Genomic DNA, 23,972 nt, shown 5'->3' with positions numbered 1-23,972 from the left:
GGTGAGCTGAGCCACAGGGTGGCCCAGCTCACAGCGCCTGTCGAGGGGTCTGTGAGGATGTCGCCCATGAGCGACCAGCGGACCGCCCTCGTGCTCGGCGGAGGCGGCATCACCGGCATCGCCTGGGAGATCGGCGTGCTCGCCGGCCTGGCCGAGGCCGGTGTGGACCTCACCGGGGCCGACCTCGTCGTCGGCACGTCGGCCGGCTCGGTCGTCGGCGCGCAGCTCACCAGCGGCGCCCCGCTGGAGGAGTTGTACGCCCGCCAGCTGGAGCCCCCGGCCCAGGCGAAGGTCGCCCGGATGACGCGCAGCAACCTCGCCCGCTACGCCTGGGCGATGCTCGTCAGCCGCGGTCGGGACGTCGAGTTCCGCCGTCGCGTGGGCACGCTCGCCCTCGCCGCGGAGAAGGCCGGCGCCACGCCGACCGAGCAGGAGCGGCTCGACGTGATCGGCTCGCGGCTGGTGTCCCGCGAGTGGCCGGAGCGGGAGCTCCTCGTCACCGCGGTGGACGCCGCCACGGGTGAGTTCCGCACCTTCGGCCGGGAGTCCGGCGTCCCGCTGGTGCAGGCCGTCGCGGCGAGCTGCGCGGTGCCCGGCGTCTACCCGCCGGTCACCATCGACGGCCGCCGCTACATCGACGGCGGCATGCGCTCGGCGGCCAACGCGGACCTCGCCCAGGGCTACGACCGGCTGGTCGTCCTGGCGCCCATCCCGCGCGGGGTCGGGCCGATGGCCAGCGTCGACGCCCAGGTCACCGGCATGGTCTCGGCCCGCGTCGCCGTCGTCGCCCCGGACGAGGCCGCCCGCGCGGCGATCGGCCGCAACGTCCTGGACCCCGCCGCCCGGGAGCCCGCGGCCCGGGCCGGGCGCGCCCAGGCGGCGTCGGTGCTGGCCCGCGTGGGCGAGGCCTGGGCGGGCTGACCGGCGGCACGGGCGCGCCACCAGGTCGTCACCGGGAGTTGTGACGGGCGACGCGGCCCGGGCACCTGGCCTCGTTGGGATCAGCTCGCGGAGCCGCCGGCGAGGGTCGCCGTCCGAGCCCGCGGGAGTCCCGATGTCCCGAGCACGCCGCTTGCGTGCCACGGTCGCCGCCGTCGCGGTCGCCGTCCCCCTGTCCCTCGCCGTCCCGGCGGCCGTGCCCGCCACCGCCGCGCCGCGGCCGCCGGCTCCCGAGCCCGGCACGGCGCTCGCCGACGACCTGCTCGTCGTGGGCCACCGGGGTGCCTCCGGCTACCGGCCGGAGCACACCCTCGCCTCCTACGAGCTCGCCGCCCGGATGGGGGCCGACTACATCGAGCCCGACGTCGTGAGCACCGAGGACGGCGTGCTCGTCGCCCGGCACGAGAACGAGATCTCCGGGACGACGGACGTCGCGAGCCGGCCGGAGTTCGCCTCCCGCCGCACGACCAAGGTGATCGACGGCGCACCGCTCACCGGCTGGTTCACCGAGGACTTCACGCTCGCCGAGCTGCGCACCCTCCGGGCCGTCGAGCGGCTGCCCGAGGTGCGGGAGGAGAACACCCTCTACGACGGCCTCTACCAGGTGCCGACCCTCGACGAGGTGCTCGAGCTGCGGGCCCGGCTCACCAAGGAGCTCCGCCGCGAGATCGGCGTCTACGTCGAGACCAAGCACCCCACCTACTTCGACGGCATCGGGCTCTCCCTCGAGGAGCCCCTGATGACCGACCTTCGGGAGGCGCGGGTGCACAAGCACACCTCCCCGGTCTTCATCCAGTCCTTCGAGACGGCGAACCTGCGGGAGCTGGGGGAGAAGGGGGTGCGCGTGCCGCTGGTGCAGCTGCTGTCGGGGTCGGGGCAGCCCTACGACTTCACCGCCGCCGGTGACCCGCGCACCTACGCCGACCTCACCACCGCGGAGGGGCTGCAGGAGATCGCCGGGTACGCCGAGGGCGTGGGGCCGGAGAAGAACCAGGTCATCCCGCGCGAGGCCGACGGCACGCTGGGCACCTCGACCACGCTCGTCGACGACGCGCACCGCGCCGGGCTGCTCGTGCACCCGTACACGTTCCGCAACGAGAACGTGTTCCTGCCCCCGGCGCTGCGGGACGGGGCCGAGGCCGACGACTACGGCCGGGCGCTGGAGGAGCACCTCACCTTCTGGGAGGCCGGCATCGACGGGATGTTCACCGACAACCCCGACACCGGCGTCGTGTCCCGCGACCTCTTCGAGACCGACGCTCCCTGACCCTGCCGCCCGGGCGCGACGGTGTGCGCGGATGTGCAGTTCCAGACGCAGTTGCTGCACATCTGCGCACACTGTTGCCGGGGAGGGGGCAGGCGTCAGACGACGGGGTCGGCGACGAGCGAGCCCGCCGAGTGCTCCTGCCGCAGTGCGGTCTTGAGCACCTTGCCGCTCGGATTGCGGGGGAGCGCCCCGACCACCGAGTACTCCCGCGGGTTCTTGTAGCGGGCCAGCCGCTCCCGGCAGAACGCGGCCAGCTCCTCGGCCGTCGGCGGGTCGGCCGCGTCGCGCGGGGCGACGACGGCCAGCGGCGCCTCGCCGTAGCGGGTGTCGGGCACGCCGATCAGCGCGACCTCGGCGACCTTCGGGTGGGCGGCCAGCACATTCTCCACCTCGGCGCAGTAGATGTTCTCCCCGCCCGAGATGATCATGTCCTTCTTGCGGTCGACGACGTAGAAGTAGCCGTCCTCGTCCTGGCGCACGAGGTCGCCGGAGTGGAACCAGCCGCCGGCGAACGCCTCCGCCGTCTCCTCGGGTTTGTTCCAGTACTCCTTCATCACCATGGGGCTGCGATAGACGATCTCGCCCACCTCGCCCTGCGGGACGTCCGCCATCGCGTCGTCGACGACGCGGACCTCGACGTTGAGGATCGGCGTGCCGACCGAGCCGATCTTGCGCACGGAGTCCTCGCCACGCAGGAGGCAGGTGACGGGGCTGCACTCGGTCTGCCCGAAGGCGGTGACCACCTCCGCCTGCGGGAACGCGTCGATCAGCGCGCGCAGCAGGGTGGTGGAGGCGGGGGCGGCACCCCAGGAGACCCGGCGCAGGTGCGAGAGGTCGCGGTCGGCGATGCCCGGGACCGCGAGCACGGCGGCCCACATGGCGGGGACCAGGAAGATGCTGGAGACCTTCTCCCGCTCCATCATGTCGAGGGTCTCGGCCGGGTCGAAGGCGCCGGACCTCAGGATCACGTTCGTGCCGCCCAGCAGCAACGGCGGCAGGCCCCCGGCCAGCCCGGCGATGTGGAACAGCGGCGCGCCCGGCACACCGACGCGGTCGTCGGGGTCCCATCCGAGGGTGGTGACCTGGCTGAAGGCGTGCAGGAGCAGGTTGCGGTGGGTCAGCACGGCGCCCTTGGGGCGGCCGGTCGTGCCGGAGGTGTACATGATGAAGGCCGGCTCGTCCTCGTCGACGACGACGTCGAGCGGCTCCCCCTCGGCCGCGGCGAGCGCCGACGCGTAGTCCTCGCTGCCCGGTCCGGCGTCCCCGCCGCCGATGACCAGCGCGGTCGCGACGTCCGGGGCCTGCTCGCGCGCCTTGGCCGCGACCTCCGCCAGCGGAGTGTCCACGACCAGGGCGACGGCGCCGGAGTCGGTGAGCACGTAGGCGACCTCGTCGGCGACCAGCCGGAAGTTGACCGGGACGACGACCGCACCCAGCCGGACGCCGGCGAGGTAGGCCTCCCACGTCTCCGGGCCGTTGAGCGCCAGCACGGCCACCCGGTCGCCGGTGCGCACCCCGCGCGCGTGCAGCGCCCGGGCCAGCCGGTCCACCCGCTGGTCGAGCTCGGCGTACGAGCGGCCCGATCCCTCGAAGCGCAGCGCCGGCACGTCCGGGCTGGTGCGGGCGTGCCGGGCCAGCATGTCGCTCATGGTCATGCCGCGGCCGCGCAGGACCGGGATCTGGACGCTCACGGGCTACTCCTCAGCCGGGACAGTGTGACCTGCGTCATGCTGGTGGCCGCGAGGCCGAGCGGTCAACCCTGACTGTCGAGGTCGAGCAGGCGGGCGGCGAGCCGCTTCCACAGCGCCAGGTGCGGGTCGGTGGCGGCCGGCCGGTCCTGGAACGCGTAGACGAGCGCGACCCCGCGCATGCTGGTGAACAGCAGCTCGCAGAGGTCGGCGTAGGCGGGCGCGCCGGCGATCTCGGGCCCCCAGATGCCGTCGGCCACGGCGGCGATCGAGGCCCGCAGCCGGCGCTCCTCGCCGCGCAGCGCCGCCCGCAGCTCGGGGTCGGTGCGGGCCGCCGTCCAGAGCTCCATCGCCGCCCAGAACGGGGGCTCCTGGAAGGTCGCCCACATCAGGTCGATCGCGCGGTCCACCCGCTCGCGCCCGGTCGGCTCATCCTCCATCAGCGCCGCGGCCCGGCGGCGCACCTCGTCCAGCTGCGTCGTGGACAGGTGCTCGGCGGCGGCGACCAGCAGCTCGGCGCGGGACGGGAAGTGGTGCAGCAGCCGGCCGCGGGAGACCCCGGCGCGGGCCTGGACGGCGAGCGTCGAGGCGCCGGCGAACCCGTCCTCGACCAGGCACGCGACGGCCGCGTCGAGGATCAGCAGGCGGCTGCCGGCGGTCCGCTCCGAGCGCGAGCGGGGCCCCGGAGCGGCGCCGGCGGCGGCGGGCTCGGCGCTCATCCGCGGAACAGTAGGCGGTCCGGACGGTCCGGAACAGTCACCGTTGACCGTCCCGGGTGACGCCTGTCACGCTGCGGCCGACCCCCCGCTCACCGACGAGAGGCGTGCCCGTGGACTTCGACGACAGCCCCGACGAGGCCGGGTACCGGGCGCGGGTGCGCGCCCTGCTCGAGGAGCACGCCGGCGAGCTGCTGCACCTCGCGCCCGGTCAGGAAGGCATCGACGCCCGCACGCACGAGGCGGAGATGCGCCGCACCCAGCGGGTGCTCGCCGAGGCGGGGCTGGTCGGCGTCACCTGGCCCCGCGAGTACGGCGGGCAGGGGGGCACGCTGGTGCAGCAGGCGATCGTCGCCCAGGAACTGGCCCGCGCTCGGGTGCCCGGTTTGATCAACCACATCGGGATCGGCATGTGCGGGCCGACGGTCATCGCCCACGGCAGCCAGGAGCAGCGCGAGCGCTACCTCGCCCGGCTGCTGCGCGCCGACGACGTCTGGTGCCAGCTGTTCAGCGAGCCGGCCTCGGGCTCGGACCTCGCCGCGCTGCGCACCACCGCCGTCCGCGACGGCGACGGCTGGGTGGTCAACGGCCAGAAGGTGTGGACGACGCTCGCGCACGTCTCCGACTTCGGGATCCTGCTCACCCGCACCGACCCGGAGAAGCCCAAGCACGCCGGGCTGACCATGTTCGTCGTCGACATGCACGCCCCCGGCGTGACGGTGCGCCCGCTGCGCCAGATGGGCGGGCGGGCCGACTTCAACGAGGTGTTCTTCGACGACGTCCGCATCCCCGACGAGGAGCGGCTGGGCGAGCCCGGCGAGGGCTGGCGGGTCGCGCTGACCACGCTGATGAACGAGCGGGTGGCCATCGGCGGGGCCGGGGGCGCCATCGGTGCGCCGGTGGAGGAGTTCGCCCAGCATGCGCGCGAGCGGCTGCCGCGGCTCGACCCCGAGCGGCAGGTGCTGGCCCGGCAGGCGGTCGGGCGGGCGGTGGTCGCGGCGCTCGCCGCCCGGTACACCGGCTACCGGCGGCTCACCGTGCTCAGCCAGGGCGGCATCCCCGGACCGGAGGCCAGCGCGGGGAAGCTCGCCGGCACCGAGGCCGGTCTGCTCATGGCCGACGCCGGGGTGCGGCTGCTCGGCGACGACGCCGTCTACGCCGCCACGGCCGACGGTGACGACCGCTGGCAGCGCACCCAGTCGTGGCTGCCGGGCATCAGCATCGCCGGCGGCACCGACCAGGTCCTCCGCAACATCCTCGGCGAGCGGGTGCTGGGTCTGCCGCCGGAACCCCGCAGCGACAAGACCGCTCCTTTCTCGGGAGGGACGCGATGAACTTCGACCTCGACGCCGACCAGCGCGACATCGCCGACGGCGCCCGCGACTTCTACCGCGGCAACGCCTCGCCGGCCGCCGCGCGGGCGGGTCTGGAGGGCGGGCGGCTCGAACCCGGCCGCAAGGCGCTGGCCGACATCGGCTTCCTGGGCATCACCGTCCCCGAGTCCGCCGGCGGCTCCGGGCGCCCGCTGCTGGACCTCGCCGTCGTCGCCGAGCAGGGCGGCGCGGTGCTCGCCGCGCCCTCGCTGGTGACGGCCGCGCGCGCCGCGGTCCTGCTCGCCGACGCCCCCGACCTGGCCGGGCAGCTGGCCGACGGGTCGACGGCCTTCGCCGTGCTCGACGGCGCCGTCGACGGCTCCGCCCCGTCGGTGGACGCCGCCGACGCGACCCTCTTCCTGGGCTTGGACGGCGGGGACCTCGTCATCGGCGAGGGCGAGGTCGTGCCCGGCCGGCCGATGGACGCCACCCGCGGGCTGGCCTCGGTGCGGCTGACCTCCCGTCGGGTGCTGACCGGGGACGCCGGTGGGCTGTGGGCCCGCGCCCGGCAGGTGGGCGCCGTCGTCATGGCCGCGGAGGACCTGGGCGGCGCCGAGCGGTGCGTGCAGCTGGGGGTGGCCTACGCCCAGGAGCGGGAGGCGTTCGGCCGCCGGATCGGCTCCTACCAGGCGATCAAGCACATGCTGGTCGACGCGTGGGTCGGGGTGGAGCAGCTGCGCTCGCTGGTGTGGTGGGCGGCGTGGGCGGCCGACTGCGACCCGGCCGAGCTGCCGCTGGCGGCGTCGGCGGCGAAGGCCTGCGCGGCGGTGACCTTCGAGCGGGCAGCGAGCACCCTCATCCAGGTGCACGGCGGCATCGGCTTCACCTGGGAGCACGACGCGCACCTGTACTGGCGGCGGGCCAAGGTCGACCGGCTGCTGCTGGGTGACGAGGCCGAGCACCTCGACGCCGTCGCGCGGCTGGCCGTCACCGGGGCACTGGGGGCCGGGCGGTGACCGGCGAGCTGACCGAGCTGCGGTACCAGGTGGCCGACGGCGTCGCGACCGTCACGCTGCACCGGCCCGACCGGCTCAACGCGTTCACCCTCACGATGGCCGACGAGCTCACCCGGGTCGCGGCGGCCGCCGACGCCGACGACGACGTCCGGGTCGTGGTCGTGACCGGGGCCGGCCGCGCGTTCTGCGCCGGCGCCGACCTCGCGGGCGGGCCCGACACCTTCGGCGACCGGCGCACCCGCGTGCGCCCGCCCGGCCCGCTGAGCGAGGAGATCGGGGGCTACCCGCGGGACGCCGGGGGAGTGGCCTCGCTGCCGTTCGCCGCGCTGCGTAAGCCCGTCATCGCCGCGGTCAACGGCCCGGCGGTGGGCATCGGCGCGACCATGATCCTGCCGATGGACGTCCGGATCGCCGCGGAGTCGGCCCGGTTCGGGTACGTCTTCGGCCGGGTCGGCATCGTGCCGGAGGCGGCGTCCTCGTGGTTCCTGCCCCGGGTGGTCGGCATCAGCCAGGCCATGGAGTGGGTAGCGACCGGCCGGGTGTTCGACGCCGCCGAGGCGCTGCGCGGCCGGCTGGTGTCCCGCGTGGTGCCCGACGACGAGCTGCTGCCGGCCGCGTACGCGCTCGCCCGGGAGATCGCCGACAACACCAGCGCGGTCGCCGTGGGTGCGGCGCGGCAGCTGCTCTGGTCGATGCTGGGCGCCGCCTCCCCGTGGGACGCGCACCGCGCCGAGTCCCGGGCGCTGGTCGAGCTGGGGGACGGGCCGGAGCCGGCCGAGGGGGTGGCCGCCTTCCTGGAGAAGCGGCCGCCGCGCTTCCCTGACCGGCTGCCCGACGGCGCCGTCGCGGGCGTGCCGCGCTGGCCGCTGCCGCCCGACGACGTCACGCCGTCGTCCGGAACCTGACCGTCAGCCCCCCAGGCCGGCCTCCCGCGCGCGGATCATCGCCTCGGCCCGGTCCCTGACCTGCAGCTTGGCGAAGATCGCGGAGACGTAGTTCGCCACCGTCTTCGGGCTCAGCGACAGGGCCCGGGCGATCGACGGGTTGGGGTTCCCCTGGGCCAGGAGACGCAGGATCTCCCGCTCGCGGTCGGTCAGCGACGGGAACACCTCGGGAGCCGGTCGGGGCTGGGCGAAGAACGCCAGCACCCGGCCGGCCACGGTCGGGCTGAAGATCGCCTCCCCGCGGGCCACCGCCCGGATGGCCCCGGTCAGCTCCTCCTCGTCGGCGTCCTTGAGGACGTAGCCGCGGGCGCCGGCCCGCAGCGCCATGAACACCGAGTCCTCGTCCTCGAAGAGGGTGAGCACCAGGACGCGCACGTCGGGGGCGGCGGCGGTGATCGCCCGGGTGGCCTCGATGCCGCTCATCCCCGGCAGCTGCAGATCCATGAGGACGACGTCGGGCCGCAGCTCCGCCGCCTGCGCCACCGCGTCCTCGCCGGAGACCGCGACGCCGACGACCTCCAGGTCGGCCGCGGTATCCAGCAGCGCCAGGACACCCTTGCGGAACAGTGGATGGTCCTCGACCACCAGCACACGTGCAGCCACGTCAGTCCCCTCCGGTCAGCGGGAGCCGGGCGAGCACGCGGGTGCCACTCCCCGGTGCCGGCAGCACGTCGCACCGGCCGCCGGTCTCGGCTGCCCGCTCGCGCATCGACGACAGCCCCACACCGGGGAGCAGCTCCGCAGGGAGCCCGCGGCCGTCGTCGACGACCTCGACGGTCAGCTCGCCGTCGTCGGCGGCCAGCCGGAGGGTGCAGGCGCGGGCCGCCGCATGCCGGACGACGTTGGTCAGCGCCTCCTGGGCGATCCGGTACGCCGCCACCTCGACCGCCGCCGGGAGCGGGGGCAGTTCGCCGTCGACCTCGACGCCCGCCCGGGGGCCGTCGCCGTCGGTGCTGCACCGCTCGGTGAGGCGCTCCAGGGCGCCGATCAGCCCGAGCTCGTCGAGAGCGGGCGGTCGCAGGCCGTGCACCAGCCGGCGGACGTCGGCGATCGCGGACCGCAGCTCGCCCCGCAGCTCCCCGGCCAGGACCTCGGCGCGCGCCGGGTCGCTCGGGATGAGGGTGCGCAGCACGCCGGTCTGCACGGTGAGCCCGGCCAGCTGGGCACCCAGGCCGTCGTGCAGGTCCCGGCGCAACCGGCGGCGTTCCTCCTCCCGCGTGGTGACCAGCCGCTCCCGCGAGCGCCGCAGGTCGGCGGTGAGCCGCACGGCGGAGACCGCCACCCCGGCCTGGCGGGCGAGGTCGGAGAGCAGCCGCCGGTCGGGGGTGGAGAACGCGGCCTCGCCGGAGCGCAGGCCGAGCCGGAGCTCGCCCACCTGCTCGCTCCGGTAGAGCAGCGGCAGGGACCGGGTGCCCGGCACCGGGGAGCCCGACTCGACGGCCGGTTCACCGTTCCCCAGGACGATGGCCGCGTAGGGCAGGCGGAGGGACTCCCGGACGGTGGTGACGATCGCCGGCAGGACGTCATCGGGCGCCAGTGTGCCCTCCAGCCGCTCGCCGAGCTGGGACAGCGCGGCGTAGGGCTCGGACCGCCGGCCGTAGAGCAGCCGGTTCACCGCCCGTTGCAGCCGGTCGTGCGCGGGGGCGAACCCGACGGCGACCAGACCGGTCGCCACCAGGGAGACCAGCAGGTCGCCGTCCCGGCGGAGGACCGCACCGAGGTAGCCGACGACGAGCACGTACCCGCCGACGACGAGGGCGGTGAGGGTGCCGTAGACCAGCGTCCGGTTGAGGACGACGTCGATGCCCTCGAGCCGGTACTTCAGCACGGCGACCGCGATCGACACCGGGAGCGCGAGCAGAAGCCAGGCGAAGACGACGTCGCTGACGAGGGGGAGCACTCCGTCCAGCGGCGCCAGCACCGCCGGCGCCACGGCGAAGACGAACCACGTCATCTGCAGCCGTTCGTCGCCGCGCGAGCGCCGGAACCGGACGACCACGGCCACGACAGCCCCGATGATGCCGGCCGCCAGCACGATGCCGAGGATGCCGAAGACGGGCAGCTCCTCGACGCTCGCGAGGCCGTCGATCCCGATCGGGTTGTCGATCCGGTAGCCGACCTCCTGCCCGCTGAGCGAGTCGGTGAGCATCCCGAGGACGCACATCGCACCCAGGGCGGCGCCCGGCAGCACGGCGACCGGCCACCAGCGGGGTGAGGGCAGCCGCCCGTCCGGGAACAGCAGCGGAAGGTAGAGGAAGAGCAGCCCGAGGACCATGTACCAGTACCAGCTCTGCAGCCAGGCGCCCGCGACGGCGAGGGCGTCGGGCCGGCCGCGGCTGGTCATCACCCACGCCGCGTAGGCGTCGCCGGCCGGGACCACGCCGACCAGGAGCGCTGCCGAGGCCATGAGCCAGCCGACCGCGTTCTGCGGGCGACGGAGGACCAGGAGCGCCCCCAGCGCCGCGAACAGCCCGAGCCCCACGAGCAGTGGCAGGCCCTGGGCCGGATCGAGGCCCGGGCCGCCGAGCCGGGCGTCGAGCACGAGATAGGCGGCGGCGCCGGCCAGGTAGACCGGGAGCACCGCCCAGGCGAACAGCCGGGGCAGCCCGGAGGCGCTTCCCCGCCGGCCGCCGGCAGCTCGTCGGGGCGGTGCGGGGACGGGTGCGGTCAGCTGGGGCGTCACCTGGTCGCTCCCTTCGGCGTGGGCACGATGCGCTCCGGGACGGCGTGGCGTCAACGGAGGGCCGCGCCGTGCGGCGCGGCCCTCCGCGGAGCAACCGGTCAGAACGCCGGTGCCGGCTCCTGCCGGATGGCCGGGGCCGACTGCAGCGACCGGCCGAGCAGCACCCAGGCGAGGCCGGCGGGCACGCTGATCGCCGCCCAGAACCACGCGTCGTCCTCGGGGCTCACGAGGCCCCCGAGGGCGCCGATCCCGATGCCGAGCGGGAGGGCGAGGGCGAGCAGCAGGCCACCGGCGCGAGACAGCGAGCCGGCCCGCCGCCGGACCACGACGATGCCGAGGAGCACGCCGCCGACCGTGGAGACGAGGAACCCGAGGAGGAAGGTGACGTGTCCGAGCGCCACCTCGGCGCCGCCGGTGGTGATCGACGCGACCTCGATCGCGTTGCCGACGGCCATGGCGGCCAGCCCGGCACCGGTCAGAGCGGTGCCGACGGCGCCGACCCGCCCCGCGTCGCCGCCGAGCGCCCGGCGGAGCGCGACCAGCCCGGCCAGGATCAGCACCGGCGGCAGGACGAGGAAGACCCAGGCGGCCGTCGCGGTGGCGAGGGTGACGGCGCCGGCGTCGTCGGCCAGGACGGTGGCCCAGGCGACGGGCAGCAGCGCCCAGAGGGCGCCGCCGACCAGGGCAGCGACTGCGGATCGGGAGGTCGTCGTGGTCGACATGGAAAGTCCTTCCGGAGCGGGGGATCGGTGAGGTCCCGACGCTCCCGCCCGGGAATTCCCGGTGGCCAGGGACCGCGATCCCGATCCGGCCGGGAAGTTCGTCCGTCCGCCGGTCCGGCCCCCGCTGCGCCGACGGCCTCGCCATGCCCGTCGAGCAGCCCCGCCCGTGCAGCCGACCGTCGGAGCCGGGTCGTCGCCCCCCACCCGGCCCGGGAGGTCCGGGGCCGGCCCGGCGTCAGGGGATGCGGGTCGGGTCCAGGTGGCGCAGCAACGTCTCGCCGAGGTCGCGCATGGCGACCACCTGCGCGGGGGAGAGCTGGTCGAACAGCTCCCGGCGCACGCCCTCGACGTGCACCGGCGCGGCGCCCTCCAGTGCGGCGAAGCCCTCGTCGGTCAGGACGGCGAGCTGGCCGCGGCCGTCCTCGGGGCACACCTGCCGGCGCACCCAGCCGCGCTCCTCCAGCCGGGAGACCGCGTGCGAGAGCCGGCTGCGGGAGGACAGGCACCGGTCGGCGAGCTCGCTCATCCGCATCATCCGCTCGGGCGCCTCGGAGAGGGCGACGAGGATCTCGTAGTAGGCGTGCGAGATGCCGGTGCGGTGGCTGAGCTCGCGGTCGAGCCGGTCGAGCAGCAGCTGGGCACTGTAGAGCCAGGCCCGCCAAGCCTGCTGCTCCTCCGGGTCGAGCCAGCGCGGCTCACCCGTGGGGAGGGACTCCGGCGACACCGACGTGGTCATGCCCTCAGAATACTGGCGGAATAGTCAAGCGCTCAACTACGCTGGGATGCAGCGAAGGCCCACCGCTCATACCCAGGGAGACACCATGACCAGCAGCACCACCGTCCAGATCCCCGCCTACATCGCCGGCACCTGGGACATCGACGCCAGCCACTCCACGGTCGGCTTCTCGGTCCGCCACATGATGGTGAGCAAGGTCCGGGGCTACTTCCGCGAGTTCTCCGGCGAGATCGTGACCGCCGAGGACCCGGCGCAGTCCCGCGTCACCGCCCAGGTGGACATGGACTCGATCGACACCCGCCAGGAGCAGCGCGACGCGCACATCAAGTCCGCGGACTTCTTCGACGTCGGCAACCACACCGAGATGACCTTCCGCTCCACCGCGGTGAAGACCGACGGCGCCGACTGGACCGTCGAGGGCGACCTGACCATCAAGGGCATCACCAAGCCCGTCGTCCTGGAGCTCGAGCTCAACGGCTTCGGCCCCGACGCCTACGGCGGCACCCGCGCCGGCTTCAGCGCCAAGACCGAGATCTCCCGCAAGGAGTACGGCGTCGACATCGACATGCCCATGGACGGCGGCGGCGTCGTCGTCGGCGACAAGATCACCGTCGAGCTCGAGATCGAGGCCGTGCTCCGCACCGCCTGATCGCTGCCCGGGATGATCAGGTGACCTGATCGTTCCGGGTCCTGGCTCAGCACCGGTCGTGAGCCAGGACCCTCTGTGATCAGGTCACCTGGTCATCAGGAAGGCCCCGGACGGTCCGCCGTCCGGGGCTTCCTGCGTCCGCGGGCCCGTGACCCTGCCAGGCGGCCGGGCGGCGCCGCGGTCGGCTCGTCGACAGGGACACTGGGGGACATGTCGACCTCCGCTCTCGCCCGCGTTCCCGCCTCGCTCCTGGTCGCCGTCGGTCTCGCCGCCGGCTTCGGGATCGCGCAGGGCACCGGCGTCCGGGCGCTCGGCGGCGCAGTCTTCGCCGTCTGCGGCGTCGGCGCCGCCTGGATCGCCGCCCGCCGGCGGGGTCCCGCCGTCACGGCGGGGCTCGCCGCCCTCTACGTCGGCGCCTTCGTGCTGACGCACGTGCTCGCCCTGGGCGCCGGGTTCCCGGCCTGGTTCGCCGTGAGTCTGGTCACTGTTGCCGCCGCAGGGATCACCTTCGGGGTGGTCGACCGGTCGCGGGCAGCGGTCCCCGCGCGCTGAGCCCCTAGAGTGGAGGGAAGGTCGCGGCTCCGGTCGCTGTTGACCTGATGCCCGCGCGCCTCCGCGCGGCGCGCCCCCGAGCTGCCCGAGGTGCCCTTCCGCATGCCCACCCGCAACGACCTGCGCAACGTGGCGATCGTCGCCCACGTCGACCACGGCAAGACGACCCTGGTCGACGCCCTCCTCCGTCAGGCCGGCGCGCTCGGCCGCGCCAAGGGCGAGGGGACGGACAACGACTCCACGCAGGACCGCGTGATGGACTCGATGGACCTCGAGCGCGAGCGCGGCATCACCATCCTGGCCAAGAACACCGCGATCCGCCTGGCGGACGAGGACGGCAACCCCGTCGTCGTCAACATCGTCGACACCCCGGGCCACGCCGACTTCGGCGGTGAGGTCGAGCGCGGTCTCTCCATGGTCGACGGCGTCGTGCTGCTGGTCGACGCCTCCGAGGGCCCGCTCCCGCAGACCCGCTTCGTGCTGCGCAAGGCGCTCGGCAAGGGGATGCCGGTCATCCTCGCGGTCAACAAGACCGACCGCGGTGACGCCCGCATCGAGGAGGTCGTCGACGAGAGCTACGAGCTGTTCATGGAGCTGCTCGAGGACACCGGGCTGGACGTCGACGCGCTCGAGTTCCCGATCGTCTACTGCAACGGCCGCACCGGGCAGGCGTCGCTGAACAAGCCCGAGAACGGCACCGTCCCCGACAGCCCGGACCTCGGCCCGCTGGTGAAGACGCTGCTGGACACCATCCCGGCGCCGGAGTACGACGCCGAGGAGCCGCTGCGCGCGCAGGTCACCAACCTCGACGCCTCTCCCTTCCTGGGCCGCCTGGCCCTGCTGCGCATCCACTCCGGTGAGATGAAGCGCGGCCAGCAGGTCGCCTGGTGCAAGGTCGACGGCACCATCAAGAATGTCAAGATCACCGAACTGCTGGTCACCGAGGGCCTCACCCGGACCCCGGCCGAGAGCGCCGGCCCCGGCGACCTCGTCGCCATCGCCGGCATCGAGGACATCATGATCGGCGACACCCTCGCCGACCCGAACGACCCGCGCCCGCTGCCGCCGCTGACCGTCGACGAGCCCTCGATCTCGATCACCATCGGGATCAACACCTCGCCGCTGTCGGGCAAGTCGGGCAAGAAGCTCACCGCCCGCCTCATCAAGAACCGCCTCGACCAGGAGCTGGTCGGCAACGTGTCGGTGCGGATGCTGCCCACCGACCGCCCCGACACCTGGGAGATGCAGGGCCGCGGCGAGCTGGCGCTGGCCATCCTCGTCGAGCAGCTGCGCCGCGAGGAGTTCGAGCTCACCGTCGGCCGGCCGACCGTCGTCACCAAGATGATCGACGGCAAGCTGCACGAGCCGGTCGAGCGGGTCACGATCGACACCCCCGGCGAGTACGTCGGCACCCTGACCCAGGCGCTCGCGGTCCGCCGCGCGCGGCTGGAGAACCTGGTGCACCACGACACCGGCTGGGCGCGGATGGAGTACATCGTCCCGTCGCGCGGGCTCATCGGTTTCCGCACCGAGTTCCTCACCGAGACCCGGGGCACCGGCGTCCTGAACCACAACCTCGAGGGCTACGAGCCGTGGATGGGTGACATGCGCGCCCGCCCGACCGGCTCGCTGGTCGCCGACCGCCAGGGCGTGGCGACGACGTACTCGATGTTCTCGCTGCAGGAGCGCGGCTCGCTCATGGTCGAGCCGGGCACCGAGGTCTACGAGGGCATGATCGTCGGTGAGAACTCCCGTCCGGACGACATGGACGTGAACATCACCAAGGAGAAGAAGCTCACCAACATGCGCAAGTCCACCTCCGAGGAGCTGGAGCGGCTGATCCCGCCGAAGATCCTCAACCTGGAGCAGGCGCTGGAGTTCTGCGCCGAGGACGAGTGCGTGGAGGTCACGCCGGCCGGCGTCCACATCCGCAAGGTGGTGCTCGACCAGACCGAGCGCGGCAAGGCCAAGAACCGCAAGCCCAAGCCCTGAGAGGACCCGGCTGCCCCCCACGCCACGCGGGCTTCTGCAGCCGGGCCGGGATCTCCGCCCCTGTTCCGCTTCGTGCGGGACGGGGGCGGAGTGCTGTGCGCGGAAGGTCACGAATCGTGATGACCGGCCGGGGAGCTCGCCACGCCCGTCCCACGCTCCCCAGGAAAGGTGTGTCGGCGCGCCTACGTTCTCCTCGGGGCCATGTGCGTGGCCCGGGGACGAGTGGACGAGAGGCGGCCGACGCTCATGGCGACGATCACCCGTACGGGGCCGGCGACCGAGGGGTTCCGGGGTGGGATCGACGTCCGGGTGAGCCTGCGCGCCGACGCTGGGTCGGGTGGGTCGGCCTTCGACGGCGCGTGGTTCCCGCGCAGCCGTGACCTCGCCGTCGAGCTGCCCGAGCTGATCGCGGCGCTGGAGCGGCACGGCGTGCGCGTGGAGCGCTTCACGTACGCCCTCGACGCGTGGCAGCCGGCGCCGCGGAAGCTCGAGGTGCTCGGCCGGACGGTGCGGGCCGGTGGTTTCCGCAGCATGGACCCGCAGGTCGTCTGCCTCACCTGGGCCGGCGGCAACCGCCGCGCCGACCTGCTGGTCGTCCCGCCGGAGACCGACGTGCTCACCGGCGCCCGGGCGCTGCGGCTGTGCACCCGCCGGGGGCTGCCGTCCTCGCCGCAGATGGTGCTCGCCGCGGCCCGCTCCACCCCGCTCCCGCAGGTGCCCACCCTGCCGGCGTCCCGCGCGGTGTAGCGGTTCGGCCCACGGCGGATCCGCTCTCGGCGGACCCGCTGGACGGCGGGGGAGCGGCCGGGATGGAGTGACCCGCATGAGACTCCTCGTCCTCGGCGGCACCCAGTTCCTCGGCCGGCACGTCGCGTCCGCGGCGCTCGCGCGCGGCCACGACGTCGCCACCTTCACCCGAGGGGTGTCCGGGCCGCCGCCGGAGGGGGTCCGGGCGCTGCACGGCGACCGCGACGACCCCGAGGCGCTGCCCCGGGCGCTGGGGGAATGGGCGCCCGAACTCGTCGTCGACACCTCCGCGCGGACCCGCGCCGCCGCCCGGCAGGCCGCCGCCGTCCTGGGCGGGGTGCACGGGTACGCCTTCGTCAGCAGCCTCAACGCCTACCGCGGCTGGCCGCCCGGCCCGGTGGGGCCCGAGGACGGCGAACCCACCTGGAACACCGAGGACGACGACTACGGCCCGAACAAGGCCTTCGCCGAGCGGGTGATCGGCGCACGCGTGGGCCGGGGCTTCGTCACCGCGCGGGCCGGGCTGGTCGTGGGCCCCTACGACTACGTGCACCGGCTGGGCTGGTGGCTGGAGCGCGTCCACCGCGGCGGCCGGGTCGTCGTCCCCGCCGAGGGGCTGGCGCAGCCGATCGCGCTGGTCGACGCCCGCGACCTGGCCGGCTGGCTGGTGGAGGTGGCCGAGGCGGGGACCGGTGGTGCCGTGAACGCCACGGGCCCGGCCGACATGACCACGCTCGGCAGCCTGCTCGACCTCTGCCGCGAGGTCACCGGGGGCGATGCGGAGTGGGTGCCGGTGCCCGAGGCCGACCTGCTCGCCGCCGGCGTCGAGGAGTGGGTGCACCTGCCGCTGTGGCTGCGGCAGGAGACGGCGCGCACGGCCTGGGACGTCGACACCACGCGGGCCCGGGCCCTCGGGCTGCCCAGCCGCCCGTTGGCCGAGACGGTCCACGACACCTGGGCCTGGCAGCAGCAGGACCGCAGGCCCGCGTGCTCGCCGAACGGCCTGCCGCGGCCCGGCCTCCCCGCGGAGCTCGAAGCCGCCCTGCTGGGGTCGCGATGATCAGCTCACCTGGTCATGGGGCGTCCTCCCTCACCTCCTGCGGTGAGGGAGGACGCTGCACGATCAGCTTCGCTGATCCCAGCGGGGGTTCAGTCGCGCGGGGCGCTCGGGCGGCCGGCGCCGACGGGCTCGTCGGCGGGTACCGCGGCGACGACGTTGCGCTCGGCGAGCTCCGCGACGGCGTCGGCCGACTCGATCGCGGCGTCCTGCCGGTACCGGCGGTAGGAGTGGACGATGGCCAGCACCCAGACCACCCCGAGGACGGCATAGACCACCGCGCTCACGGTGTCGCCGGCGTCGATCCAGTCGCTGCGCAGCAGCGTGCGGGCGTTGGTGAGCACGATCATCCCGCCGACCAGGGAGCCCAGCAGCCGCGGCGGGATGTGCCGGACCAGCCACGCGGCGATCGGGGCGGCGACCAGGCCGCCCGCGAGCAGGCCGGCGACCCACATCAGGTCGATGCCCTGCGAGCCCAGCGCCAGCAGGAAGCCGGCGCTGGCCGCCAGCGCGACGAGGAACTCGGAGGTGTCGATCGAGCCGATGACCTTGCGGGGCTCCATCCGGCCGCTGGCCAGCAGCGCGGGCGTGCCGACCGGACCCCAGCCGCCGCCACCGGTGGCGTCGACGAAACCGGCCACCAGGCCGAGCGGGCCGAGGAAGCGCTTGCGGATGGGCTTGCCGACGTTGCGCCGGTCGATGCCGCGCAGCGTGAAGCGCACCAGGATGTAGGCGCCCAGCGAGACCAGGATCAGCGACATCACCGGGGCGGCGATCTCGGTGGAGAGGCCGGCCAGGAAGTGCGCACCGGCGAAGGCCCCCACCGCCCCGGGGAGGCCCACCCGCGCGACGACCTTCCAGTCGACGTTGCCGAACTTCCAGTGCGAGAACCCGGAGGCGAGCGTGGTGCCGATCTCGGCGAGGTGGATGGTCGCCGACGCCGCCGCGGGGTTGGTGCCGATGGCCAGCAGCAGCGTCGTCGAGGTGACGCCGTAGGCCATGCCCAGGCTGCCGTCGACGAGCTGGGCGCCCAGGCCGGCGAGGGCGAGCAGGATCAGGGTATTCACGGGCTCTGACTCCGGGTCTCACGGGCGCGGACGCGCAGGGGCGACCGCGTGGAGGGGGGCGATACGGGTTCCGCCGGTACGGCGGGAGGGAATCAGCAGCCCGGACAGGCGGCGGTGCAGACGCGCAGCAGGTCGACGTGCCGGCGGCTCACCAGGAGCAGCATCGTCGTCCGCGTCACGGCGCAATGTCTACCAGATCGGTGGACTTATGCGCACGGCCGTTCCCGGTGCGTGGGACGGACCCGGCAGGCGTGCGGCCGTCGGAGAGCGCAGGTGGGCGGCGCGTGTCCTGCGGTCAGCTGTGCGCGGTCTCGCTCCGGCCGGCGTCGTCGCTCACCCGGGCGAGGGAGTCCACGAGGTCGGCACGCGCCCGGGCGACGCGTGACCGGATGGTGCCCACGGGGCAGCCGGCGACCTCCGCGGCCTCGGCGTAGGGCAGCCCCAGCAGCTGCGTGAGCACGAAGGCCTCGCGCCGGTCGAGGTCCAGCCGGGCCAGCAGGTCGGCCACCGCCGCGCTCTCGCCGACGGCGTCCCCGACGCCCTGGGGGGCCAGCAGCTCCAGGTCGGCGGGCTCCCGGACCAGGGTCAGCCGCCGCCGGCGCCGCGAGCGCAGGGCGTCCGCGCAGACCCTGCGGGCGATGGTCAGCAGCCACGTGCGCACCGACGAGCGGCCCTCGAAGCGGTGCAGGGACCCGAACGCCCGCAGGTAGGTCTCCTGGGTGAGGTCGTCGGCCGAGCCGGGGTCACCGAGTGCCGCGCAGAGCCGCCAGACGTCGGTCTGCGTCTGCCGCACGAGGGATGCCGCGGCCAGCGGGTCGCCGTCGGCGGCGTCCGCGGCCACGCGTGCCAGGTCGTCCATGTCCTCGTCAGGGTGTCGCGGGAAAGTCCGGGGAGCCGGGAACCGGACGGCGCCCGGCGGAGACTAATGAACCATGTCGTGCCACCTGTGCCGCGAGGCGCTCTCCTCGCGTCTCGACGGCGAGCCGCTCGGGATGCCCGCCGAGGAGCTCGACGCCCACCTGGCCGCGTGCGCCGACTGCGCCGCCTGGGCGGCCGCCGCCGAGCGCGTGACCCGCCGGGCGCGGCTGGCGCCGGCGCCCGCCGTCCCCGACCTGACCGCGACCGTCCTCGGGGCCCTGCCCCGCGAGCTGCCCGGTGCCCGGGCGGCCGCGCGCGCCCGGCTGACCGGCTCCGCGCTGCGCCTGGCGCTGCTGGTCGTGGGCGTGGCCCAGGCGACGCTGGCCTGGCCCCTGCTCGCCTCGGGCGCCGGGGCGATGAGCGCCCCGGTGCACATGGCACGGGAGAGCGGCGCCTGGAACCTGGCGCTGGCCGCGGCGTTCCTCGCCGTCGCGGCCGGCCCGCGGCTGGCCGCCGGCGCGCTCCCCTTCCTGGGGTCCTTCGTCGCCGTCCTGCTGCCGGTGACCGTCGCCGACCTGCAGGCCGGGCACGTGCATGCCGACCGGGCCATGGCCCACCTGCTGCTCCTGGCCGGCACCGTCCTGGTCTCGGCCGTCGCGTGGCGGGGCCGCCGCCGGGCCGTCCCTGCGCTCGCCGGCCGGCGGGTGCCCGCGTGAGGCGCACCGCCCTCCTGCTCGCGCTGCTGGTCGCCGGCTGGCTCGGCGCGGGCATCGGCACCGCCGGGCCGGCGGCCGCGCACGCCACGCTGGTCGCCACGACCCCGGGGGAGGGCGCCCGCGTCGACACCGCCCCCGACGAGGTGACGCTGCAGTTCACCGAGGGCGTGTCGCTGGGTGCCGGGTACGCCCGCGTGCTGGGCGCCGACCAGCAGCGGGTGGACGCCGGGAACGCCTCGGTCGACGGCGGGGTCGTGACCATCCCGCTGCGCGGCGGGCTGCCCGACGGCGGGTACCTCGTCACCTACCGCGTGATCTCCGCCGACTCGCACCCGGTCTCGGGGGCCTTCTCCTTCGCCGTCGGTGACGGCGAGCTCCTGGCCGCCGGGACCGCGGACGCCGGCGCCGCCACCGACCCCGTCGTCGGGACGCTGCTGCCCGTCACCCGCTGGGTCGGCTACGCGGGGCTGGCCCTGGCGCTGGGCGTGCCGGTGCTGGTGGCGGTCTGCTGGCCCGCGGGCCGGGGGTCCGCGAGGCTGCGGGGGATGGCGACCGGCGGCGCGGCAGCCGTGGCGGTCTCCGCCCTCGCCGGGTTCCTCCTGCAGGGCCCCTACGCCGCGGGCACCGGGCTCGGTGCGGTCGCCGATCCGGCGCTGCTCGGCGCAACGGCGCGGACGGGGGTGGGCTGGGGTGCGCTCGCGCGCGTCGTCCTGGCCCTCGCCCTGCTGCTGGTGCTGCGCCGGGCGTGGCGGGCGGCGACCGGGCCCGGGCGCGGGACGACGGCCCTGGTGGCGGCGCTCGGCGGCGGGCTGGTGCTGGCCACCGCGGCGGTGGGCCACCCGGTCGCCGGGCGGTGGCCGGTCCTGGCCGTGCTGGTCGCGGCGGTGCACGCGGGGGCGATGGCGGTCTGGCTGGGCGGCCTCGCCGGCCTGCTCGCCGCGGCGGTGCGGCCGGGAGCCGAGCCCGCCGCGGTGGCCGCCGCGCTCCCCGGGTTCTCCCGGCTGGCGTTCGGCGCCGTCGTCGCGCTCGTGGTCTCCGGGGTCGTGCAGTCGGTGCGCGAGGTCGCGTCCCCCACGGCCCTGGTGGAGACGACGTACGGCCGGCTGCTCGCGGTCAAGCTGCTGCTCGTGGTGGTCCTCCTGGCCGCGGCCGGGATCTCCCGCGTCTGGGTGCAGCAGCGGCTGGGCATCCGCCGGCCCCGCAGCCGCCGGACGACGACCGTGCACGCCTTCGCATCGGGCGTGGCCCCCGAGCGCGCCGAGCCCGCCCCGGAGGAGGTCGCGGCCGCCGCCGAGCGGGACCGCGTCCAGGCGGGGGCCGCGGCCGAGCACCTGCCCGCGCTGCGCCGCTCCCTGCTCGTGGAGGCGGTGCTGGCCGCCGTCGTCCTGGCGCTGTCGGCCGTGCTGGTCGCCACACCCCCGGCCCGCACGGCGCTGGCCCAGCCGGTGGAGGTCGTGCTCCCGCTGCAGGGCGGCTCCGGGAGCACGTCGGGCAGCCTGCAGGTGCAGGTCGAGCCCGCGCGGCCCGGCGAGAACTCCCTGCACGTCTACCTGTTCGACGAGGCCGGGCGGCTCACCCAGCCGGCCGACATCCGCGTCACCCTCACCGAGCGCAGCCAGCAGATCGGCCCCCTCGACGTCGCGCTCCAGCCCGCCGGTCCCGGCCACTTCGTGGGCGACGGCATGACGATCCCGGGCGCCGGCACGTGGACCCTCACCGCCACCGTCCGGCTGGACGAGTTCACCGCCCTCACCGCGGCCACCGACTTCCCCGTGCGCTGACCGCCCCTCGACCGCTCCGTCCCCGATGAGAAGGAGATCCATGTCCTCGACCCGCCTGCTGCCCCGGGCAGCGGCCGTGCTGCTCGCCGTCCTCACCGCGTTCTGCGGCGCCGTGGTGTTCGCCACGTCCGCCGCCGCGCACGTCACCGTCTCCTCCGACGACGCCGCCCCCGGCGGCTACGGGAAGCTCACCTTCCGCGTGCCCAACGAGAGCGACACCGCCAGCACCACCGCCCTGCGGATCCAGATCCCCGAGGAGGCGGCGATGGGTTCCCTGCGGGTCCAGCCGGTGCCGGGCTGGACGATCACCACGGAGACCACCGAGCTGGCCGAGCCGATCGAGGTGCGCGGCCGGGAGCTCAGCTCCTACATCTCGGTCGTGGAGTACCGCGCGGCCGGCGGCGGCGGCATCGCGCCGGGCGAGTTCCAGGAGTTCGCGCTGTCCGGGGGGCCGTTCCCGGATGCGGAGCAGCTCAGCTTCCCGGCGGTGCAGAGCTACAGCGACGGCAGCGAGGCGGCGTGGATCGAGCCCGCGGTCGCCGGTCAGGACGAACCCGAGCGCCCCGCCCCGGTGCTGTCGCTGGCCGCCGGTGCCGCGCAGGACGGCCACGGCACCGCGGACGCCGAGGTCGCGGCGGCCGACGACGGGACGGCCGGGCACTCCGCCGACCCCGGCTCGGTCGCGCTGTTCCTCTCCATCCTCGCGCTGCTCGTCGCCGTCGCCGGTGTCGTCCTCGGCATCCGCGCGTCCCGACGTACCGTGTCCTCGTGATCCCCGCCGTCCGCCGACGCTCCCGCCGGGCCGCACCGGCGCTCCTGCTCACCACGGGCCTGCTGCTCGCGGGCTGCGGGGGTTCGGCGGACGGCGCGGCCGACCCCGCCGCGGCCGGGGGGCACGACCACTCCGGGGATGCTCCGGCGGTCGTCGAGGGGCCCGAAGACCGCTACGCCGGGCTCGACCTCCCCGAGCCCTACCGCCGGCCGTCGTTCACCCTGACCGACACCACCGGCGCGGAGTACGACTTCCGGGCGGCCACCGCGGGCCGCCCGACGATGCTGTTCTTCGGCTACACCAACTGCCCCGACATCTGCCCCACCACGATGGCCGACGTCGCGGTGGCGCTGCGTGGGCTGGACCCGGCGCTGGCCGAGCAGGTGCAGGTGGTCTTCGTGACCACCGACCCGGCGACCGACACCCCGCAGGTGCTCGGGGAGTACCTCGACCGGTTCGACGCCGACCTGCCCACCTCGTTCGTCGGCCTCACCGGCGACCAGGAGGCGGTGGAGCGGGCGCAGCTCGCGGCCGGGGTGCCGCAGGCCGAGGACAACGGCCGGCTGCACTCGACGATGCTGCTGCTGTACGGCGCCGACGACGCGGCGCACGTGGCCTTCAACGCGGGCAACACCCACCAGGACATCGCCGAGGACCTCCAGGTGGTGGCGGGCGCGTGAGCCGTGGCCTCGGCCGGCTGCTGGCGGTCCTGGCCGCCGTGGTGGCGATCCTGGCCCTCGCCGGGCCGGCGTCGGCGCACGTCGGTGGCGAGGCGGCCGGCAGCGACTTCGACGCCCGCGTGCTGCAGGTGACCCCGCAGCTGCCCGGGGTGAGCGTGCGCTCGCTGCAGTTCGGCGACGAGCTGGAGCTGGTGAACACCACCGACGTCGAGGTGTTGGTCCCGGGGTACTCCGACGAGCCCTACCTGCGGATCGGCCCCGACGGGGTCTGGCGCAACGCGAACAGCCCGGCGACCTGGATCAACCTGGACCGCTACGGGCGGACGGCGCTGCCCGCCTCCGCCGACGCGGGCGCCGTGCCCGACTGGGAGCAGGTCTCCACCCAGCCCTCCTACGTCTGGCACGACCACCGCACCCACTGGATGAGCGAGGGCGTCCTCCCGCCGCAGGTCGCCGCCGACCCCGGCCGCGAGCACGTGGTCTCGGAATGGGTCGTGCCGCTGCGGCACGGGTCGACCGAGGTGGAGGTCGCCGGCGTGCTGACCTGGAGCCCGCCGCCTCCGCCGTGGGTGGTGTGGCTGCCCGTGGCCGCGCTGGTGCTGGCCGCCGCGGCCGCGGGCCTGCTGGCGCGCACGCCGCTCCCGCTGGGGGCGCTCCTCGGCGTCGGTGCGCTCGCGGCGGTCTGGCACGCGGTGGCCACACCCGAGCCACCCGTGACCGTCGGCTCCCACGCCGGTGCCGTCGTCTCGGCGCTCCTGCCGGCGGGAGCCACGCTGCTGTGCGCGGTCCTGGGGCTGCGGGCCGCCTGGCTGGGCCGGGGCGCGATGACCGGGCTGCTGGCGGTCGTCACCGGGTGGCTGCTGCTGGTGCAGGGCCTGCCCGACGTCGACGTGCTGTGGTCGGCGAACGTGCTCTCGGCCGGGCCGCAGCCCCTGGCGCGGGTGGCCGTGACCGTGCTGGCGTCCCTGGGCGTGGGACTGCTGGTCGGCGGCATCGCCGCGGTCCGCCGGTTCCGGGAGACCCCGGCAGCACCCGCGGGAACCGCCGCCGGCCGGGCGATGCCGGCGGCCTGACGGC

23 protein-coding genes are annotated in these 23,972 nt (G+C 75.2%); 15 read left to right on the top strand and 8 right to left on the bottom strand.

From position 1 onward, the window contains the following. Positions 1–66: 66 nt before the first annotated feature. Both QOZ88_RS06925 and QOZ88_RS06920 read left to right on the top strand, forming a co-directional pair. Positions 67–921, top strand: a complete 855-nt coding sequence (locus QOZ88_RS06925; protein ID WP_305999057.1) for a patatin-like phospholipase family protein — start codon at positions 67–69, stop codon at positions 919–921. A gap of 133 nt (positions 922–1,054) precedes the next feature. Further along, positions 1,055–2,206: a glycerophosphodiester phosphodiesterase gene (locus QOZ88_RS06920; RefSeq protein WP_305999056.1), complete on the top strand. Its 1,152-nt coding sequence runs from the start codon at positions 1,055–1,057 to the stop codon at positions 2,204–2,206. Positions 2,207–2,301: 95 nt separating this feature from the next. Here the strand turns inward: QOZ88_RS06920 and QOZ88_RS06915 are convergent, their stop codons facing one another. Both QOZ88_RS06915 and QOZ88_RS06910 read right to left on the bottom strand, forming a co-directional pair. Further along, positions 2,302–3,897, bottom strand: a complete 1,596-nt coding sequence (locus QOZ88_RS06915; protein WP_305999055.1) for a long-chain-fatty-acid--CoA ligase — start codon at positions 3,895–3,897, stop codon at positions 2,302–2,304. A gap of 62 nt (positions 3,898–3,959) precedes the next feature. Beyond that, positions 3,960–4,613, bottom strand: coding sequence for a TetR/AcrR family transcriptional regulator (locus tag QOZ88_RS06910; RefSeq protein WP_305999054.1), 654 nt, complete (start codon positions 4,611–4,613; stop codon positions 3,960–3,962). 104 nt (positions 4,614–4,717) lie between these two features. On the opposite strand from QOZ88_RS06910, the gene QOZ88_RS06905 reads away from it, so the two are divergent. The 3 genes from QOZ88_RS06905 to QOZ88_RS06895 are packed head-to-tail and all read left to right on the top strand — an operon-like array spanning position 4,718 to position 7,844. Continuing rightward, entirely contained in the window at positions 4,718–5,944 is a 1,227-nt protein-coding gene (locus QOZ88_RS06905) for an acyl-CoA dehydrogenase family protein (protein ID WP_305999053.1), read from the top strand. After that, entirely contained in the window at positions 5,941–6,939 is a 999-nt protein-coding gene (locus QOZ88_RS06900) for an acyl-CoA dehydrogenase family protein (RefSeq protein WP_305999052.1), read from the top strand. The genes QOZ88_RS06905 and QOZ88_RS06900 overlap by 4 nt, the downstream gene beginning before the upstream one ends. Next, positions 6,936–7,844: an enoyl-CoA hydratase-related protein gene (locus tag QOZ88_RS06895; RefSeq protein ID WP_305999051.1), complete on the top strand. Its 909-nt coding sequence runs from the start codon at positions 6,936–6,938 to the stop codon at positions 7,842–7,844. The genes QOZ88_RS06900 and QOZ88_RS06895 overlap by 4 nt, the downstream gene beginning before the upstream one ends. 3 nt (positions 7,845–7,847) lie before the next feature. Here QOZ88_RS06895 and QOZ88_RS06890 read toward each other — a convergent pair whose 3' ends face one another. The 4 genes from QOZ88_RS06890 to QOZ88_RS06875 all read right to left on the bottom strand — a co-directional run bounded on the left by QOZ88_RS06890 (position 7,848) and on the right by QOZ88_RS06875 (position 12,024). Beyond that, a complete protein-coding gene (locus QOZ88_RS06890) occupies positions 7,848–8,486 on the bottom strand; it encodes a response regulator transcription factor (protein WP_305999050.1) in 639 nt (212 codons plus the stop codon). A gap of 1 nt (position 8,487) precedes the next feature. Beyond that, on the bottom strand, positions 8,488–10,566 hold the full coding sequence (locus tag QOZ88_RS06885) for a sensor histidine kinase (protein ID WP_305999049.1): 2,079 nt from the start codon (positions 10,564–10,566) through the stop codon (positions 8,488–8,490). A gap of 98 nt (positions 10,567–10,664) precedes the next feature. Continuing rightward, complete coding sequence (locus QOZ88_RS06880; RefSeq protein WP_305999048.1) at positions 10,665–11,288, bottom strand: hypothetical protein; 624 nt, start codon at positions 11,286–11,288, stop codon at positions 10,665–10,667. 235 nt (positions 11,289–11,523) lie between these two features. Continuing rightward, positions 11,524–12,024, bottom strand: a complete 501-nt coding sequence (locus QOZ88_RS06875) for a MarR family winged helix-turn-helix transcriptional regulator (RefSeq protein WP_305999047.1) — start codon at positions 12,022–12,024, stop codon at positions 11,524–11,526. A gap of 85 nt (positions 12,025–12,109) precedes the next feature. Here QOZ88_RS06875 and QOZ88_RS06870 point away from each other — a divergent pair, with 85 nt between their 5' ends. From QOZ88_RS06870 to QOZ88_RS06850, 5 genes are all read left to right on the top strand, one after another. Continuing rightward, on the top strand, positions 12,110–12,673 hold the full coding sequence (locus tag QOZ88_RS06870) for a YceI family protein (RefSeq protein WP_305999046.1): 564 nt from the start codon (positions 12,110–12,112) through the stop codon (positions 12,671–12,673). A gap of 210 nt (positions 12,674–12,883) precedes the next feature. Continuing rightward, the gene (locus QOZ88_RS06865) at positions 12,884–13,225 is read left to right on the top strand and encodes a hypothetical protein (protein ID WP_305999045.1); all 342 of its coding nucleotides are present in this window, start codon (positions 12,884–12,886) and stop codon (positions 13,223–13,225) included. Positions 13,226–13,327: 102 nt separating this feature from the next. After that, positions 13,328–15,217: a translational GTPase TypA gene (gene typA, locus QOZ88_RS06860; RefSeq protein WP_305999044.1), complete on the top strand. Its 1,890-nt coding sequence runs from the start codon at positions 13,328–13,330 to the stop codon at positions 15,215–15,217. Positions 15,218–15,439: 222 nt separating this feature from the next. After that, a complete protein-coding gene (locus tag QOZ88_RS06855; protein WP_244523874.1) occupies positions 15,440–15,964 on the top strand; it encodes a DUF5994 family protein in 525 nt (174 codons plus the stop codon). Between the two features lie 76 nt (positions 15,965–16,040). Continuing rightward, positions 16,041–17,024, top strand: a complete 984-nt coding sequence (locus QOZ88_RS06850; RefSeq protein WP_305999043.1) for an NAD-dependent epimerase/dehydratase family protein — start codon at positions 16,041–16,043, stop codon at positions 17,022–17,024. 89 nt (positions 17,025–17,113) lie between these two features. On the opposite strand, the gene QOZ88_RS06845 is transcribed toward QOZ88_RS06850, so the two are convergent. Both QOZ88_RS06845 and QOZ88_RS06840 read right to left on the bottom strand, forming a co-directional pair. Beyond that, complete coding sequence (locus tag QOZ88_RS06845; RefSeq protein WP_305999042.1) at positions 17,114–18,088, bottom strand: sulfite exporter TauE/SafE family protein; 975 nt, start codon at positions 18,086–18,088, stop codon at positions 17,114–17,116. A gap of 295 nt (positions 18,089–18,383) precedes the next feature. After that, the gene (locus QOZ88_RS06840) at positions 18,384–18,947 is read right to left on the bottom strand and encodes a sigma-70 family RNA polymerase sigma factor (protein ID WP_305999041.1); all 564 of its coding nucleotides are present in this window, start codon (positions 18,945–18,947) and stop codon (positions 18,384–18,386) included. Between the two features lie 73 nt (positions 18,948–19,020). Here QOZ88_RS06840 and QOZ88_RS06835 point away from each other — a divergent pair, with 73 nt between their 5' ends. Genes QOZ88_RS06835 through QOZ88_RS06815 form a run of 5 tightly spaced genes read left to right on the top strand, consistent with a single transcriptional unit; the run spans position 19,021 to position 23,968 of the window. After that, complete coding sequence (locus QOZ88_RS06835; protein ID WP_305999040.1) at positions 19,021–19,662, top strand: zf-HC2 domain-containing protein; 642 nt, start codon at positions 19,021–19,023, stop codon at positions 19,660–19,662. Further along, positions 19,659–21,443 carry a copper resistance CopC/CopD family protein gene (locus QOZ88_RS06830; protein WP_305999039.1) on the top strand — a complete coding sequence of 595 codons (1,785 nt, stop codon included), beginning with the start codon at positions 19,659–19,661 and terminating at the stop codon, positions 21,441–21,443. Before QOZ88_RS06835 ends, QOZ88_RS06830 begins: the two co-directional genes overlap by 4 nt. A 40-nt stretch (positions 21,444–21,483) precedes the next feature. Beyond that, the gene (locus QOZ88_RS06825; protein WP_305999038.1) at positions 21,484–22,215 is read left to right on the top strand and encodes a YcnI family copper-binding membrane protein; all 732 of its coding nucleotides are present in this window, start codon (positions 21,484–21,486) and stop codon (positions 22,213–22,215) included. After that, on the top strand, positions 22,212–22,895 hold the full coding sequence (locus QOZ88_RS06820) for an SCO family protein (protein WP_305999037.1): 684 nt from the start codon (positions 22,212–22,214) through the stop codon (positions 22,893–22,895). Before QOZ88_RS06825 ends, QOZ88_RS06820 begins: the two co-directional genes overlap by 4 nt. After that, positions 22,892–23,968: a hypothetical protein gene (locus QOZ88_RS06815; protein ID WP_305999036.1), complete on the top strand. Its 1,077-nt coding sequence runs from the start codon at positions 22,892–22,894 to the stop codon at positions 23,966–23,968. Before QOZ88_RS06820 ends, QOZ88_RS06815 begins: the two co-directional genes overlap by 4 nt. Positions 23,969–23,972 lie beyond the last annotated feature (4 nt).

Source organism: Blastococcus carthaginiensis (assembly GCF_030731085.1).
Classification (GTDB): Bacteria; Actinomycetota; Actinomycetes; order Mycobacteriales; family Geodermatophilaceae; genus Blastococcus; species Blastococcus carthaginiensis.
Note: the sequence above shows the minus strand (reverse complement) of the source record. Positions and strands in the feature narration are given on the sequence as shown.